Raw genomic sequence first — 16,274 nt, 5'->3', positions numbered from 1 at the left:
ACAGGAATATTTATATATTTATACCACAAAACCTAAAGTGAAATGAATAAAACTCTTCGAAATATTATCTTAATCATCTGTACAATTTTTATTATATGGTTTATTGGATACTTTACAATTGGAGATTTTATCAAACTAGAATTTGTAAATAATCACTTTTCAAAACTGTTTCCAAAAATATTAACGTTTGCTGCTGCAGTTAGCATTTATACACTATTTCTACTTTCTATAAAAAAACAACATGGTTGGAGTTTTATGAATGTGATGAAATTTATCTTTGGAATTATCATTGGTTTACTTCCTCTTCTAACCTTCGAATATTGTAGCATCGGAAGTTGTACAAGTTGGAAAGTTGATAAAACAATCAAAAAAACACTTTATGTTTCCAATTCTTCTGATTCAGAAAAAATTGTTTTAATCGAAACATTTTGTCCAGAATCTAATTTAAAAACTACACAAGTAAAGCGAATTATGGAAATAACGCCGCTTTTTATCACAACTTCTGAAATTGATTTAAATAAAATTTCAACGAAAAGTTGGAAAAAATTATAAGCAAAATTAAACTTTGCTCAAAATTTGATGTCTAACAGATGAAGAAACCAATTAATCTTATGACAAAATATATTCTATCATTTTTCCTTAGTTTTATTGCCATTTTCTCTTTTGCTCAAGAAAAAATCTCCATTACAGGAAAAGCTACCGATGTACTTCAATTCCCACTTATTGATGCTGAAGTTATTTTAGGAAACAAATCCGATTCTACTAAAATCTACACAACTACAACAGACGATTCTGGAGCTTTTAAAATTGAAATAAATCCACAAGAACATCCTGTTTATTTAATTATTGATGATCCGCTAGAAGGTGTTTTCAAACAAAGTTTCGAATCGATAAAAAACAATATTGATATCGGAACGATTATCATCAATCCTATGATTTACGATTTAGATGAAGTTTTGGTTACAAATGTTGAACCTATTGTCGTAAAACAAGATACAATCGAATATAATGCGGATTCTTATAAAGTAAAGCCAAATGCAAATCTAGAAGCTTTATTACGAGAATTACCTGGTTTTGAAATGGATGATAGCGGAAATATTACCGTAAATGGAAAAGATGTGAACGAAATTTTGATCGATGGAGAGCCTTTCTTTGGAACAGATGGTAAAGTTGCATTAGAAAATTTACCAGCAGATATTATCAAAAAAATTCAAGTTTCAGATTTTAAAACCAAGAACGAAAAATTCTCTAGTGAACGATCAAAATCGGATAAATCTTCGCTGAATATCACATTAAAAGAAGATAAGAAGAAAGGTTATATGTTAAAAGCGACAGCTGGCTATGGAACAGATGACCATTATGAAAGTAATTTAATGGCGAACTATTTCAAAGATAAAAAGAAAATTAGTTTAATAGGTTCTTCTACTGATATTGCCGTTTCGGGAATGGCAAATGGAGAAGGTTCTCGTGGTCGAGGAGGAATGGGACGAAGAGGTTCCGATGGTGTTCGAACAAATACTTCGATTGGACTAAATTATAACGATCAATTAAATAATAATTTGAAAATTGGTGCAGATTATCGTTTAAATCATTCTTTTTCTAAAAATGATCAATACCAACATATTGAGAATTTTGCGCCTAAAAATATTTATACTTCCGATGCAAATTCTAAAAGTAAAAGTGAAACTTATGGACATAATTTTGGAACAAACTTAGAATGGACAAAAGAAAATACAAAAATTTATTTTTATCCTTCATTTAATAATTCTTCTACAACAAGCTCATCGATTTCGGATAGTAAAACATATTCAGATTTGGGTGATTTGAGAAATCAAATGAATCAAGCTTCTGATAGAAAATCAAATTCAAATACATTCAAAGCTTTATTATCTCTTAATCAACAATTCAAAAATAAATCATATTTAGATTTTAATGCTGATATTTCAGTTGGTAAAACTGATAATAATTCGTTGATTAATTCAACAACTTTATACACAAATGATTCGATTGCGGATATCTATCGAAACATTAATGAGAAAAATATTTCGAAGAATAATCAATATAATTTCGATGTAAAATATACTTATCCTGTTACAGATTCTTTGAAAATTGCGGTTGGTTCTGTTTACAATTTAACCGATTCTGAAACTAATAACAGAACATGGAATTACAATGAAATAACAGGAGAATATGACAATTTGAACAATGATTTAACACGTTTTTATTCAACTAAAATGAATGAATTTAATCCATATGCACAATTGTTATTGAACAAAAATAAAATTTCGGCAACTGTTCGTTTAGGAGCAAATGTTTACAATCAACAAAATTTCGGAACATTTAAAACAAACGATTATAGTTCTACTCAAAACAAAACATTGCCCGATCTTTCAGGAAATATTCGTTATCAAAACGAAAATAGTTCTATAACATTAATGTATAATTATCAAACAAGTTTGGCTTCGACATCGCAAGTTTTACCAATTTTAGATGAAACTGATCCGCTAAATGTTTTTAAAGGTAATCCTAATCTTGATCCAAATAAAACGCACCGAATTAATTTGATGTTCAATAATTTTAATCGTAAAAATCGTCAAGGATTCAATGCAAACTTAGGTTATTCATACAACGAATCGAATATTGTTAATTATACAGAAATGGATTATTCGATTTACAAACGAACAACAACTTATGAAAATGTAAAAGGAAATTATCGCCTAAATGGTAACTTTTCTTTTAATAAACAATTTCAAAAAGGTCTTAATAAGTTTAGAATAAACGTAGGAATTTCATCAAATTATGCTTTAACACAAGGTTTTCGAGATGCTGTAAAATTCGAACAATACAATACAACTTTATCACCTAATATAAGATTGAATTGGGATTATGGCGATTATTTAACGATTTCTCCTTCTTATCGTTTAAATTTCACAAATTCTAAATATGTGAATTACCAAATTGATAATCAGAATAATATTACACACAATTTCGCGATTAAAACGATTACAAATTGGCCTAAAAACTTAACTTGGACAAATGATTTCAGTTACAATTACAATTCGAGAATGGCAGCGGGTTTCAAGCGAGATTTCTTTTTATGGAACACAAGTTTGATGTATCGTTTCTTTGATGATAAATTGGAAGCTGGTGTAAAAGTTTATGATTTATTAAATCAAAATAATAGTTATACACGAACAATTACAGCAGAATCAACAATAGATCAACGCAATAATATTCTCACACGATTTGTAATGTTTTCGTTAACTTTCAACTTAAATCAGTTTGGAGGAAAATCTACAAAAAATGGGGATCAAAACCGAACAAGAGAAAACGGAAATATGCATAGAATGCAAATTCAATAATATAAAAAATAAAAAACGGCTCAAAAAATTGAGCCGTTTTTTTAAGCTTCATCATTTCTGACTAAGCTCTACTTTTAAAATATCCCTCTTGTTTTTAGAAAACTCTTACTAACAATTCTTGTTCTATTTTATCGTGACAATCTTCTAATGCATTTTTCTCAGCTTTTCCAGCTTTCCAATGCGATGTACAATAAAATTCGTCTTTTTTCCATTCCAAATCATCTTTAAAAAATGATTTAATCTCTTTTACAGATTTCGATTCACCTGCAACATATGCAAAACGCTTTCCTTCTTTACGTTTCGGAAATTTTTGATTTTTCACCAAACTATGCAAAGCTGTTCCTCTTCCTACATGTTGATTCACAATCCACTTAAATTCTAAATTTGCCTTAGTTTCTATTGGATGTATATCTTCTTCTGTAGGAACTTCTACGCAAACAACACCAGATGTTTTTTCAGACAAAGATTCAATAATCGAAGAAATAACAGGCAAACCTGTTAAATCTGCAGCCAAGAAAATAAAATCAGTTTTAGGAGCCAATTCTTTCTTTTTTGACTTCATCGAAACTCCAATCATATCTCCTACTTTTGCCTCATTCGCCCAACGCGATCCTGGTCCATTCAATCCATGATTTGCAATATCTATTACAATCACATTATTTTCTACATCAATATTTCTTAATGTATAGGTACGAGAAACTGGTTTGAATTTTTCTGAAGGCGAAATCCATTTTTTATTTTCATCATCAAACTCTGCATAATGAATATCACGGATTCCAAGTGGAGGAAAAAGTAATTTACACGTTCCGCCTAATGTAATGTCTTTAAAAAAAGAAACATCATCATTTTCTAAATAAACGCGAATAAGATGTGGTGTTAAAAATTCTTTCTTTTTTAGAATGAACTTCTCCTTTGCAATTTTCACTTTATCTCCCATCAGATTATTTAGATTTATTCTAATTATATGCGAATATAAAATAAATTTAGATTGAATAAAAATAATAATATGTTAAAATAAAAAATAAACATTATACATTTTTTAATATGATTTTAATGTAATAAGTGAATAATTAAGCTTAACTTTTACATATCAAAAAATACCTAAAAAACGTAACAGAAAAATGGAAAATATTTTTTACGAAATTTCGCTCAATCAAAGAACTCTTCCCCTTGAAGGTGGATTTAATTGCAGAGATTTAGGTGGAATAATTAACACTAAAAATGAAGTCATTAGAAAAGGATTATTAATTCGATCTGATGATTTAGCAAACTTGACGGATGATGATTTAGAAATTCTGAATGATTTTCCAATTCGTACAATTATTGATTTACGTACAACTTACGAACGTTTAAAAAATCAAGATCATATTCCTAATAGTTGTAATCACGAAGTTCATTTGGATATTTCTTCTGGACATTTCGAAAATTTAGTGAAACAATTTAAAGCTGGAATCTCAAACCCGAAAGAGTTTATGTGCGAGATTTACAAGGATTTTGTTTTAGATAAAACTTGTCAAGCTCAATACAAAAGTTTTTTTGATATTATACAACACAAAAATAGAACGCCAATATTATTTCATTGTACAGCGGGAAAAGATAGAACGGGTTTTGCTACAGCAATGATTTTGTCTGCATTGAAAGTCGATCTAGATGTGATTATGGAAGATTATTTGGCTTCGAATATATATTTACAACAGAAATATGCACATATCTTAAAAATTGATCCGAATTATAAATATCTAATTGATGTTTTACCTGAATATTTGGAAACTTCTTATGATGCAATTAATAAGAAGTTTGGTTCGGTCGAAAATTATTTAATTGATATTTTAAATGTCGATTTAGATTTGATGAAAGATTTATATATAAAAAAATAATCGATCAATTGATCGATTATTTTTTTATAGAATTTTATTCGTTGAATTTCATTCGTTGAATTCTTACAGCGTTCAAAATTGCTAATAACGCAACACCAACATCTGCAAAAACAGCTTCCCACATATTAGCAACGCCTTCTGCACCAAGGAAAAGTACAATAATTTTAACTCCCATTGCTAAAACGATATTTTGAATCACGATCTTTTTCGTTTCACGACCAATTTTTATTGCGGTTGCAATTTTAGAAGGTTGATCGGTTTGAATCACAACATCAGCAGTTTCTATTGCAGCATCGCTTCCAAGTCCGCCCATTGCAATTCCAATATCAGAAAGAGCTAAAACTGGCGCATCATTTATTCCATCTCCAACAAAAGCCACAACATTATTTTCATCTTTTTTCAAGATTTCAACTTTCTCTACCTTTCCTTCTGGTAACAATCCTCCGAAAGCTTCATCAATTCCAACTTCTTTTGCTACTTTTTGTGTAATTATATTTTTATCACCGCTCAACATTATTGTTTTCGAAACTCCCAAAGCTTTCATTCTATGAATTGCTTCTTGTGCATCTTCTTTAATTTTATCAGCAATCGTTATATATCCAGCATATTTATTATCAACTGAAACAACGACGATACTTTCTACAATTTCTACAATTTCTTTAGGATATTCAATTGAAAAGTGATCTAATAATTTTACATTTCCTGCTAAAATAATTTTCTCATTTACTTTTCCTTTTAAACCTTTTCCTGAAATTTCGTTAACTTCAACAGCCAACAAATCTGAAGGATAACTTGTTACAATCGCTTTCGCAATCGGATGAGTAGATTGTTTTTCTAAAGCAGAAACAAGGTTTAAAAATTCAGTTTCAGGAAGATTCGTTTCTATTTTTTGAACTTCGAAAACACCTTCTGTCATTGTTCCAGTTTTATCCATCACAACTGTATTTACTTTGGACATTAAATCTAAAAAGTTTGAACCTTTTACTAAAATTCCATTTCGAGAAGCTGCTCCAATTCCTCCAAAATAACCTAAAGGAATAGAAATAACCAGCGCACAAGGACAAGAAACTACTAAGAAAACTAAACCTCTGTACAACCAATCATTAAAATCATAATTTTCAACAAAAAAATATGGAATAATAACCAAAGCTGCTGCTAAAAAGAAAACGATTGGCGTGTATATTTTTGCAAACTTTCGGATAAATAATTCAGTTGGAGCTTTACGAGAAGCTGCATCTTGAACCATTTGTAAGATTTTCGCAATAGAACTATCTTCAAATTTTTTAGTGGTTTCAATTTCAATTACATTTTCAAGATTTAACATTCCTGCTAGAACCGTTTCACCTGTTTTGTATGTCGATGGTTTACTTTCTCCAGTTAATGCCGCTGTATTAAAACTTCCTTTATCTGTAATCAGAATTCCATCTAACGGAACTTTTTCTCCAACTTTTACTTGTATTGTTTCACCGATTGCAACATCTTGCGGATTTATGGTTTCGAAATTACCATTTCTTAAAACATGAGCTGTATCTGGACGAACATCTAACAAAGCTTTAATGTTACCTTTTGCTTTATTTACAGCAGCATCCTGAAACATTTCACCAACTGTATAAAATAACATTACTGCAACACCTTCTGGATATTCTCCTATAATAAAAGCGCCTAAAGTTGCAATTCCCATTAATGAAAATTCATTGAAAAAATCTAGCTTTTTAGCTAATTTGAAAGCTTCAGCCCAAACAGGAAACCCAACTAGAATATAAGAAATAGCAAACCAAACGAATTGTTTGATTATCTACAAACCAATTTAACTTTAAAACATATTGAACTATAATTCCTGCAAAGAAAATAACTAAACTAGCTCCTAATAAAATTTTACTATTGTTATGTGAATGATCATCATGAGAATGACCATCGTGAGAATGATTTTGAGGCTCTTCAGTTGAGCAACAATTTTTACAATTCGCCATAATTTAACTTTTATAACTACAAAGTTAAAGTGAATGTTATGCAACCAAGTTGCAAAGTGATTATGACTTACATTGATCGCAAATTCCTTTCAAGATAAAGGAAGATTGCTCAACTTGGAAATTTTTAGGAAATTCTATTTCTGGCATATGAATGTTTCTCAAACAAAATGTTTGGTTACAATTGTTACAATGAAAATGAGCATGTGTAAACTCAGGTGTACATTTACAACTCGATTCACAAAGCGCATATTTTAAGGAACCAGTTCCATCCTCAATAGAATGAATTAATTTGTTTTCTTCGAAAGTTTTTAACGTTCTATAAATTGTTACACGATCTGCTTGATCCATTTCAATTTCTAAATCAGCCAAACTCAACGCAACTTCTGCATTCATCAATTTATCCAAGACTAACAATCGCATCGCTGTAGGATTTATAGAACGATTTTGTAAGGTTTTGTTTAAAATTTCTGTTTGCATTTTCTTAGATTTAGAACATAAAGTTAAGAAAAAAGATAAATGTAAAAGAAGGCAAAGGGTTAAAAAATTGATGTTTTCGGAAAATAAAAATCGTAACTTTGAATTATGTTTTGGGAAAATGTAATTGGACAAGAAAAGATTAAAATCAAACTTCAACAATCTATAAAAGATGGCCGTATTAGTCATGCTCAACTTTTTTCTGGTCCAGAAGGTTCAGGAACTTTAGCTTTAGCTATTGCTTATGCACAAGAAGTTTTGTGTGGTTTAGATAACGATCAATGCAATTTGAAAGTGAACAAATTACAACATCCAGATTTACATTTTTCATTTCCATATTCTGCTACAGATAGTGTAAAAAAGCCACTTGCGAAATACTTATTAAATGATTGGCGAACTTTTGTTAATGAAAATATCTATGGAAATTTAACAGATTGGATGACACATCTTGGAATAGAGAAAAAACAAGGTGTAATTCCTGTTGATGAAGCAGATGAAATCGTTAAAACATTAGCGCTAAACAGTTATGAAGCTGGTTATAAAATTATGATTATTTGGCAAGCAGAAGAAATGACAACTGCTGCTGCAAATAAATTGTTAAAAATAATTGAAGAGCCACCACAGAAAACACTTTTTTTATTAGTTACAGAACGAGAAGATTTAATCTTACAAACGATTACTTCGCGCTGTCAATTAGTCAAAATTCCACGTTTATCACAATCGGATATCAAGAATTTTTTGATTGAAAAGAAAAATATTAACTCTGAAAAAGCACAACATATTGCATTTTTATCTCAAGGAAATCTTCGTGAAGCTTTGCACCAGTTAAATGATGAGGAACATTTGTTCGATAAGTATTTTGTGACTTGGGTTAGAAAAGCTTTTATGGCAGCTAAAACTCCCACTGTTTTAAAAGATTTAATTGATTGGTCAAATCAAATTGCAAGTTGGTCGAGAAGTGAACAGAAAGATTTTTTAAGCTATTGTTCAGAAATTTTTCGTCAAGCTTTATTGAAAACTTATCAATCAAAAGAATTAGTTTTTTTAGAAATTAATATTGAAGGTTTTAAATGGGAAGGATTTGCACCATATATACATGGAACAAATATCGAAGATATTTTAAAAGAAGTTAATGAAGCTTCTTATCACATTGAAAGAAATGGAAATTCTAAAATTATACTTTTAGATTTATCAATCAAGTTAACTCGATTTTTGCATCGCAAAACAGCATAAAATAAAAAAACCACTCAACAAATGAGTGGTTTTTTTTATATATGATTTGAATCTTATTTCAAATTATTTTGCTGGAGCTTCTTCTTTAACTGCACCTTCAACTTGAGTTGCTGCTGAATCAACTTTAGCTGCTGCTGAGTCAACTACTGCTGCTGCTGAATCAACTACTGCTGCTGCTGAATCAACTGTTACTGCTGCTGAATCAACGTTAGCTGGTGCTTCTTCTGCTTTTTTCTCACCACAAGATACTGCTCCTAAAGATAAAGCTGCTACTGCAACTACTGCGAAAAATTTTTTCATTGTTTTATTGTTTTAATTATTAATAATTTTCGATTAATTTTCTTTGACAAAGTTATCTTGAAATGAAAATAATTGCATGTAAAATCAATGTAATATAATTGTATTAATAAATTCTTAAATAATAAAATTTAAAACATTTAATTTCAATTAATTATAGATTAATTTACAAAACATGATTTTATTTTACAAAATTTAACCATTATAAAATCAATCAATAAAAGCCTATTTATTTCAAATAAAATCAAATTTGATCATTTTTTAGGATTAAATTATTTAAACTATTATTCAAAAATATTTATAATTTATACATTTGTATAAATTAATAAAAATATGCTAGTAGTTTCTTACATTCAAGAAAACAAAGATCGTGTAATTGAAGGACTTAAAAAACGTAACTTCAAACAATTAGATCTTGTTGATGAAGTTTTAAATGTTGATGAACTTCGTCGTAAAACACAATTTGAATTAGATAATGTATTAGCTGAATCCAACAAATTAGCAAAAGAAATTGGTAATTTGTTTAAAGATGGAAAATCGGAAGAAGCTAATGAATTAAAAAACAAAACGGTTGATTTAAAAACTCAATCAAAAGAGTTACAAGATTTATTATCATCTTACGAAAACTCCGTTAAAGATATTTTATATCAAATTCCGAACATTCCGAATGATATTGTAAAAGCTGGTAAAGATGCTGATGACAACGAAATTGTTTTTGAACATGGAGTTGCTACTGCAAAACCGGAGAATTTACCTCATTGGGAAATTGCAAAGAAATTTGATATCATCGATTTCGAATTAGGTGTTAAGATTACTGGTGCTGGTTTCCCTGTTTATAAAGGAAAAGGAGCTCGCTTACAACGTGCCTTGATTCAGTATTTTTTAGATAAAAATGCAGACGCTGGTTACACAGAAATTGTTCCACCATTTGTTGTGAATGAAGCTTCTGGTTATGGAACTGGACAATTACCTGACAAAGAAGGACAAATGTATTATGTAAATGAAGATGATTTATACTTAATTCCTACATCTGAGGTTCCTGTAACAAATATCTATCGAGATACAATTGTAAAAGCAGAAGATTTACCTATCGCACATACTGCATATTCACCATGTTTTCGTCGTGAAGCTGGTTCTTACGGAAAAGATGTTCGTGGTTTAAATCGTTTACATCAATTTGAAAAAGTGGAATTAGTACGAATTGAAAAACCAGAAAATTCTTATGCTGCATTAGATGCAATGGTAGAGCATGTAAAAGTTTTATTAGAAGAATTAGAATTACCATATCGTATTTTACGTTTGTGTGGTGGAGATACAGGTTTTACAGCTGCTATTACATATGATTTTGAGGTTTTCTCTGAGGCTCAAGAAAAATGGTTAGAAGTTTCGTCTGTTTCTAACTTTGAAACATTCCAAGCAAATCGTTTGAAATTACGTTACAAAGATGAGAACGGAACTCAATTAGCTCATACATTAAATGGTTCTGCTTTGGCTTTACCTCGTATTTTAGCTTCTATTTTAGAAAATCATCAGCAAGCTGATGGAACAATCAAAATTCCGAAAGCTTTACAACCTTATACACGTTTTGAAATTTTAGATTAATCAAAATAATAGATAAAATAAAAGCTCGAGAAAATTTCTCGAGCTTTTTTTATCTTAAAATTTAAGATTAAATAATCAAATACTTCAACTCTTCTTTCAAACTATCTTCCCAAGTTGGAATATCAAGTTGATAAACTTCTTTTATCTTCGTTTTATCCAGCAAACTATACGCAGGACGTTTTGCTTTTGTAGGATAAGCAGAAGTTGGAACAGGATCGATTTCGATTGTAGAATTCGAAAATTCTTTAATTTTCTGAGCAAAATCAAACCAAGAACATTCTCCTTCATTTGAATAATTAAAAATTCCATATTCAAATTTATCTTTTGAAATAATCGTTAGAATTGCATCAGCCAAATCAATAGCATTTGTTGGGGAACCAATTTGATCTGCAACCACAGCAATAGAATCTTTCTCTTTAAACAATCTAAGCATTGTTTTAACGAAGTTATTTCCAAAACGAGAATATACCCAAGATGTTCTTAGAATAATTGTTTTAGGATTGTTTTCTAAAGCAAATTTTTCTCCTTCTAACTTTGTTTGACCATAAACTCCAATTGGATTTGTTTGATCAGTTTCTAAATGAGGTTTAGATTCTGTTCCATCAAACACATAATCTGTTGAGATATGAATAAGTGGGATTTCTTTAGCTTTCGTAATTTTTGCTAAAAATTCTGTTGCTTTCGCATTCACTAAATAAGCATTCTCTTTGTCATCTTCAGCTTTATCAACTGCAGTATAAGCTGCACAATTGACAACAACATCGAAGGATTTATCTTCGAAATAATAATTTATTAAATCTTCATTGGTAATATCTAACTCATTTCTGGTCACAAAAAAACATTCAATGTCTTTGTATTTTTTTGATTGTTCTAAGATGGATTGTCCTAACTGACCATTTGCTCCGGTAACTAAAATTCTTTTCATATATAAAAAAAGCCACTAAAATAGTGGCTTTAAGATATTAATAATTATTGAAATTATAATCCTAATTCTTTTTTAACATCGTTTAATAAGTCATAACCTCCAGCTTTGTAAACTAAAACACCCGCAGGTAAAACGTATTTAACACCTTTTTTAGCAGCCGCAGCGTTAATTGCATCCATTACTCTTTTTTCGATTGGATCCATTAAAGCTTTTTCTTTTGCTTGCATTTCATCTTGAGCAGCTTTTGCATAAGTTTCGTATTTCTTTTGCATTTCTTGCTCTTTTTCTTGGTATTTATTAGCAGCAATTAATTTTTGTTGCTCTTCAGGTGATTTACCAGCTAAATCTTTTTGAGCAGTTTCCATAAAAGTTTTATAGTCTGCTTGTAATTTAGCAATAGCTTCTTCGTGTTTTTTACCTAATGCTTGTAAATCTGACTCTGCTTTTTTGTATGCAGGCATTGATTCAATTACTGCTTGCGTATCAATATGTGCAATTTCTTGAGCGAAAGATAAAACGCTTCCGAAAACCATCATTGTAAATACTGCTATCAATCTAATTTGTTTCATTTCTAGTCTAATTTGTAATTTGTTTTAAATTTATTTTCTATTGTATTACTTGTGTTCTTTTATTTTTTTGGTTTTGATTTAGAATTTGAATTATTTGGTTTTAATTCTGGTCTTAAAGTATGTAAAACTTCTCTACTTATATCAAATTTTGGATCCGTATAAATCATAATTAAATCACTTCCTTTATCAAAAACAAAACCATATCCACGTTTGTCTGCAACTTCTTTTGTTGCATTATAAATTTGATCTTGTAATGGTTTTACCATTGAACGTCTCAAATTTACTAAATCTCCATTTGGACCATATCTTTTATCTTGCAAAACTCTTACAGCATTTACTTCATCTGCAAGCTTTTTTTCTTGTTCTTTAACTTGTTCTGCAGTTAATAGAATTTTTTCAGCTTCAAATTCAGCTTGTAATTTTGCTAAGTTCTCTTTTTTTTGCTCAATTTCTTTTTGCCAAGATTCTGTTTGAGATTTTAATTTGTTTTGTGATGAAGTATATTCTGGTAAATTTTCTAAAATATACTGACTGTCTACATAACAAAATCTTTGTGCAAAAGAAAAACTTGCTAATCCAAAGAACAACGCTATAAAGCTAATCCATTTTTTCATATCTGTAATGTGTTAATTCTAAAATTATGCCAAACGTTCTAAGCAAATTTAATCAATTTATTAGAATTGTTGTCCAATAATAAAGTGAGTTTGCCATCCAGAGCGTTCTGTTTGGTTTGTTCCTTTGTCAAATCCATATCCGAAATCAAATCCTAATAAACCAAATGCTGGCATGTAAATACGAACACCTGCTCCTGCAGAACGTTTTAATTCGAATGGTTTATATTCACTTGTATTGTTCCAAACGTTACCGCCTTCAGCAAAAGTTAAAGCATAAATTTTGGCTGTTTGGCTCATTGTAATAGGATAACGTAATTCTAATGAATATTTGTTGTAAATCGTTCCTCCTCCTTCTGGCGTAATGTCTCCTGTTTGACCACCAGAGTTTGTTGCATCTTCATAACCTCTTAAAGAAATAATCTCACGTCCGTCAAAACGATTTTGATTAAGTCCTGTTCCTCCTAAGTAGAAACGCTCAAAAGGAATTGTTCCAATTTTACGGTTATATGTTCCTAAAACTCCAAATTCTCCACCAGCTTTTAAAACTAATTTACCTGTTAATTCTTTGTAGAAATATGCTTTAGCTTTGAATTTATAATATTCTAACCATTTGAATTTTTCTACATCAGACTTGTTTGTGTAATCCTTATTATTTATCGCAGAATAAGGAACTGTAGTTGTAAATGATAAACTAATTTCTGATCCTGATTGAGGAAAAATTGGATCTGGTCCAGCTGAGTTACGTGTTAAACCTAATGTATAGTTTAAGTTGTTAGAAGCACCGTTTTCATATTGTAAATTTCCAACTGACATATTATAATTATCAAAATTATAACGTTGATATGCAATTGAGTTTGATAATCTAAAATAATCGTCTGGCCATGTTAATAACTTTGTCAAACCAACAGAAGCTCCTAAGATATCTAAATTCGCTTTTTCTCCATAACTATCTCTATAACTATATTGAGAATAATAAACAGAAGTAGATAATGCGGTTGGACGTTTACCTCCAATCCAAGGTTCTACAAAAGAAAAACTATAGTTTTTGTATCCATTACCAGCTTGTGCTCGTAATGATAATTGTTGTCCATCTCCCATTGGAATTGGTTTCCAAGCTTTTCTATTGAAAATATTTTTCAAAGAGAAATTACCAAAAGTTAATCCTAATGTACCAATGAATGTTCCTGCTCCATATCCTCCTTGTAACTCTACTTGAGAAGATGATTTAGGTGCTACTTTCCATTCTACATCAACTGTATTATTTTCTTGATTTGGTTGAATATCTGGCACAATTTGCGTTGGCTCTAAATATCCTAAGGATGCCAACTCCATCATAGTACGTTTGATATCAGATTTAGAAAATAAATCTCCAGGTTTTGTTCTTAACTCACGATATAAAATATGATCGTGCGCCTCTGTATTACCATTAATAATTACTTTATTTAGTGTAGCCTGCGTACCTTCGAAAACTTTAATCTCAAGATCGATTGTATCATTTTTCACACTTTTTTCTACTGGAATAGCACGAGCAAATAAATACCCTCTATCCATATATAAAGTAGAAATATCATCGTCTTTCTCTGATCCTGCTATCTTTTTATTGATACCTACAGCGTCGTAACGATCTCCTGTTTTATAACCGAAAACTCGTTGCAATTGATCTGAAGTATAAATAGAGTTTCCAGAAAACGTTACATCACCTAAGTAGTATGGTTTTCCTTCACTCACTTTAATTTTAACTATTAAGTTTTTATCATCAACTTTTTCAATGTTGTATGAATCAACTTTTGCGTCTCTAAAACCAACAGATTTATATTCATCAACCACTGTTTTTAAATCTTCCTGAAATTTTTCAGGGATCATTTTAGATGATTTGAAGATGTTAAGTGATTTTTGCTTGGTATTTTTCATCCCTTTTTTACGCAAACGAGCTGAAGTTAAATTTTCATTTCCTTCGAAAATAATTTTCTTAATCTTCACACGCTCTCCACGATTTACATTCAATGTGATGTTTTCCTCTTCCTCTTTTCCAGAAACGGGTTGACGATCTACATTAATTGTCGTATTTGGATAACCTTTACCTGTATAATAATCTTTGATTTTATTATTTGTCGTATTGATTAAACTTTGTGTGACCTTAACGCCTGGATTTAATTTATTTTGTTTGATTAAATCTTCGCGTTGTGATTTTTTCACACCGTTAATCTTAATTTCTCCTAAACTAGGAACTGAAACCAAGGCAAGCTCTAAAGTTACTTCGTCACCTTCTATTTTATCTACATACAAATCTATGTCAGAGAAAATATTAGATCTCCATAATTTTTTTACAGCATTATTTACTTTTGTGCCTGGTAATTCTATTTCTTCGCCGATTGCAAAACCAGCATATCGAATAATTTGATTCTTAGAATATTTAGTTTCACCTGTTACAACGATATCTTTTAATTTAAAAGTTCGTGCATTTGTATAATCTAAGACAAATTTATCTTGTTGTGTTGAATCAATGGTTTTCGTAGAATCTACGATTTGCGCCTGCGCCATGTAAGCACCAAGCATACACATTGTCCAAAAAATTTTCTTCATAATCCTCTATTTCAGTTCAATTAGCTCATTAGTTGCTCGCTTATCTTACCAAATCTACGTTCTCGATTTTGATAATTTAAAATTGCTTTGTAAAATTCCTCTTCGTTAAAATCTGGCCAAAAAACCTCAGTAAAATATAATTCTGCATAAGCAATCTGCCATAACAAAAAGTTACTAATTCTGGTTTCTCCGCTTGTTCTAATCATAAGATCTACCATTGGCAAATCATGTGTATATAAGTTTTGATGAACTAATTCTTCATTAAAATCATTGTCGGATATTTCACCGTCTTTGTATTTTTTTGCAATAGATTTTATAGCATTTAAAAGCTCTTCTTTAGAACCATAGCTTAATGCTAATGTCAAAACACAATCCGTATTGTCTTTTGTTTTTTCCATTGCTTTTTTCAAATCGTTATATGCTTTTTTGGGTAATTTTGATAAATCTCCAATCACATTTAATCGAATTCCATTTTTGTGTAATTCATTTATCTCGTCCTTAATTGCAGAACTTAATAAAGTCATTAAAACATTGACTTCTAATTTTGGACGATTCCAATTTTCAGTAGAAAATGCGTAAAGTGTAAGATGTTTTATACCTAATTTTCGACAAGTTTCAATTGAAGAACGTACAGCTCCCAAAGAACTTTTGTGTCCAAATGTTCTTTCTTTGCCATTCTTCTTTGCCCACCTACCATTTCCATCCATAATAATGGCGACATGATTAGGTATATTATTTTTATCTATTTGTTCTACTAAACTAATTTCC

The 16,274-nt window shown here is 30.1% G+C and carries 13 protein-coding genes and 1 pseudogene; 5 read left to right on the top strand and 9 right to left on the bottom strand.

Annotated features, from left to right (window positions below; genetic code table 11):
- Positions 1-42 precede the first annotated feature (42 nt).
- A complete protein-coding gene (locus tag ACMHJW_RS07025; RefSeq protein WP_413532703.1) occupies positions 43-552 on the top strand; it encodes a hypothetical protein in 510 nt (169 codons plus the stop codon).
- Between the two features lie 38 nt (positions 553-590).
- The gene (locus ACMHJW_RS07020; RefSeq protein WP_413532702.1) at positions 591-3,362 is read left to right on the top strand and encodes a TonB-dependent receptor; all 2,772 of its coding nucleotides are present in this window, start codon (positions 591-593) and stop codon (positions 3,360-3,362) included.
- Between the two features lie 94 nt (positions 3,363-3,456).
- Here ACMHJW_RS07020 and ACMHJW_RS07015 read toward each other — a convergent pair whose 3' ends face one another.
- The gene (locus ACMHJW_RS07015; RefSeq protein WP_413532701.1) at positions 3,457-4,299 is read right to left on the bottom strand and encodes a siderophore-interacting protein; all 843 of its coding nucleotides are present in this window, start codon (positions 4,297-4,299) and stop codon (positions 3,457-3,459) included.
- 184 nt (positions 4,300-4,483) lie between these two features.
- Between ACMHJW_RS07015 and ACMHJW_RS07010 the strand changes: the two genes are divergently transcribed.
- Complete coding sequence (locus ACMHJW_RS07010) at positions 4,484-5,239, top strand: tyrosine-protein phosphatase (protein ID WP_413532700.1); 756 nt, start codon at positions 4,484-4,486, stop codon at positions 5,237-5,239.
- A gap of 34 nt (positions 5,240-5,273) precedes the next feature.
- Here the strand turns inward: ACMHJW_RS07010 and ACMHJW_RS07005 are convergent.
- Both ACMHJW_RS07005 and ACMHJW_RS07000 read right to left on the bottom strand, forming a co-directional pair.
- Positions 5,274-7,209 (bottom strand): annotated as a pseudogene (locus ACMHJW_RS07005) (heavy metal translocating P-type ATPase).
- Positions 7,210-7,269: 60 nt separating this feature from the next.
- Entirely contained in the window at positions 7,270-7,686 is a 417-nt protein-coding gene (locus ACMHJW_RS07000; protein ID WP_413532699.1) for a Fur family transcriptional regulator, read from the bottom strand.
- Between the two features lie 105 nt (positions 7,687-7,791).
- Between ACMHJW_RS07000 and ACMHJW_RS06995 the strand changes: the two genes are divergently transcribed.
- A complete protein-coding gene (locus tag ACMHJW_RS06995) occupies positions 7,792-8,916 on the top strand; it encodes an ATP-binding protein (protein WP_413532698.1) in 1,125 nt (374 codons plus the stop codon).
- 63 nt (positions 8,917-8,979) lie between these two features.
- Here ACMHJW_RS06995 and ACMHJW_RS06990 read toward each other — a convergent pair whose 3' ends face one another.
- Positions 8,980-9,216: a hypothetical protein gene (locus ACMHJW_RS06990; protein ID WP_413532697.1), complete on the bottom strand. Its 237-nt coding sequence runs from the start codon at positions 9,214-9,216 to the stop codon at positions 8,980-8,982.
- Between the two features lie 330 nt (positions 9,217-9,546).
- Between ACMHJW_RS06990 and serS the strand changes: the two genes are divergently transcribed.
- Positions 9,547-10,815 carry a serine--tRNA ligase gene (serS, locus tag ACMHJW_RS06985; RefSeq protein WP_413532696.1) on the top strand — a complete coding sequence of 423 codons (1,269 nt, stop codon included), beginning with the start codon at positions 9,547-9,549 and terminating at the stop codon, positions 10,813-10,815.
- A gap of 67 nt (positions 10,816-10,882) precedes the next feature.
- Here serS and rfbD read toward each other — a convergent pair whose 3' ends face one another.
- From rfbD to ACMHJW_RS06960, 5 genes are read right to left on the bottom strand one after another with little or no spacing between them, the layout of a single operon-like run.
- Positions 10,883-11,740, bottom strand: a complete 858-nt coding sequence (rfbD, locus tag ACMHJW_RS06980) for a dTDP-4-dehydrorhamnose reductase (protein ID WP_413532695.1) — start codon at positions 11,738-11,740, stop codon at positions 10,883-10,885.
- 53 nt (positions 11,741-11,793) lie between these two features.
- Positions 11,794-12,309 (bottom strand): OmpH family outer membrane protein, encoded by a 516-nt coding sequence (locus ACMHJW_RS06975; protein WP_413532694.1) that lies wholly within the window; start codon positions 12,307-12,309, stop codon positions 11,794-11,796.
- A 59-nt stretch (positions 12,310-12,368) separates the two neighbouring features.
- Complete coding sequence (locus ACMHJW_RS06970; protein ID WP_413532693.1) at positions 12,369-12,923, bottom strand: OmpH family outer membrane protein; 555 nt, start codon at positions 12,921-12,923, stop codon at positions 12,369-12,371.
- A gap of 60 nt (positions 12,924-12,983) precedes the next feature.
- Positions 12,984-15,506: an outer membrane protein assembly factor BamA gene (bamA, locus tag ACMHJW_RS06965; RefSeq protein WP_413532692.1), complete on the bottom strand. Its 2,523-nt coding sequence runs from the start codon at positions 15,504-15,506 to the stop codon at positions 12,984-12,986.
- A gap of 20 nt (positions 15,507-15,526) precedes the next feature.
- Positions 15,527-16,270 (bottom strand): isoprenyl transferase, encoded by a 744-nt coding sequence (locus tag ACMHJW_RS06960; RefSeq protein WP_413532870.1) that lies wholly within the window; start codon positions 16,268-16,270, stop codon positions 15,527-15,529.
- Between the last annotated feature and the right edge of the window lie 4 nt (positions 16,271-16,274).

The organism is Empedobacter brevis (genome assembly GCF_965118635.1).
GTDB classification, from domain to species: domain Bacteria; phylum Bacteroidota; class Bacteroidia; order Flavobacteriales; family Weeksellaceae; genus Empedobacter; species Empedobacter brevis_A.
Note: the sequence above shows the minus strand (reverse complement) of the source record. Positions and strands in the feature narration are given on the sequence as shown.

Bases quoted from the DNA above. Each gene is read 5' to 3' on its own strand.
- ACMHJW_RS07025 (WP_413532703.1), top strand. From the start codon at position 43: ATGAATAAAACTCTTCGAAATATTATCTTAATCATCTGTACAATTTTT.
- ACMHJW_RS07020 (WP_413532702.1), top strand. From the start codon at position 591: ATGAAGAAACCAATTAATCTTATGACAAAATATATTCTATCATTTTTC.
- ACMHJW_RS07015 (WP_413532701.1), bottom strand. From the start codon at position 4,299: ATGGGAGATAAAGTGAAAATTGCAAAGGAGAAGTTCATTCTAAAAAAG.
- ACMHJW_RS07010 (WP_413532700.1), top strand. From the start codon at position 4,484: ATGGAAAATATTTTTTACGAAATTTCGCTCAATCAAAGAACTCTTCCC.
- ACMHJW_RS07000 (WP_413532699.1), bottom strand. From the start codon at position 7,686: ATGCAAACAGAAATTTTAAACAAAACCTTACAAAATCGTTCTATAAAT.
- ACMHJW_RS06995 (WP_413532698.1), top strand. From the start codon at position 7,792: ATGTTTTGGGAAAATGTAATTGGACAAGAAAAGATTAAAATCAAACTT.
- ACMHJW_RS06990 (WP_413532697.1), bottom strand. From the start codon at position 9,216: ATGAAAAAATTTTTCGCAGTAGTTGCAGTAGCAGCTTTATCTTTAGGA.
- serS (WP_413532696.1), top strand. From the start codon at position 9,547: ATGCTAGTAGTTTCTTACATTCAAGAAAACAAAGATCGTGTAATTGAA.
- rfbD (WP_413532695.1), bottom strand. From the start codon at position 11,740: ATGAAAAGAATTTTAGTTACCGGAGCAAATGGTCAGTTAGGACAATCC.
- ACMHJW_RS06975 (WP_413532694.1), bottom strand. From the start codon at position 12,309: ATGAAACAAATTAGATTGATAGCAGTATTTACAATGATGGTTTTCGGA.
- ACMHJW_RS06970 (WP_413532693.1), bottom strand. From the start codon at position 12,923: ATGAAAAAATGGATTAGCTTTATAGCGTTGTTCTTTGGATTAGCAAGT.
- bamA (WP_413532692.1), bottom strand. From the start codon at position 15,506: ATGAAGAAAATTTTTTGGACAATGTGTATGCTTGGTGCTTACATGGCG.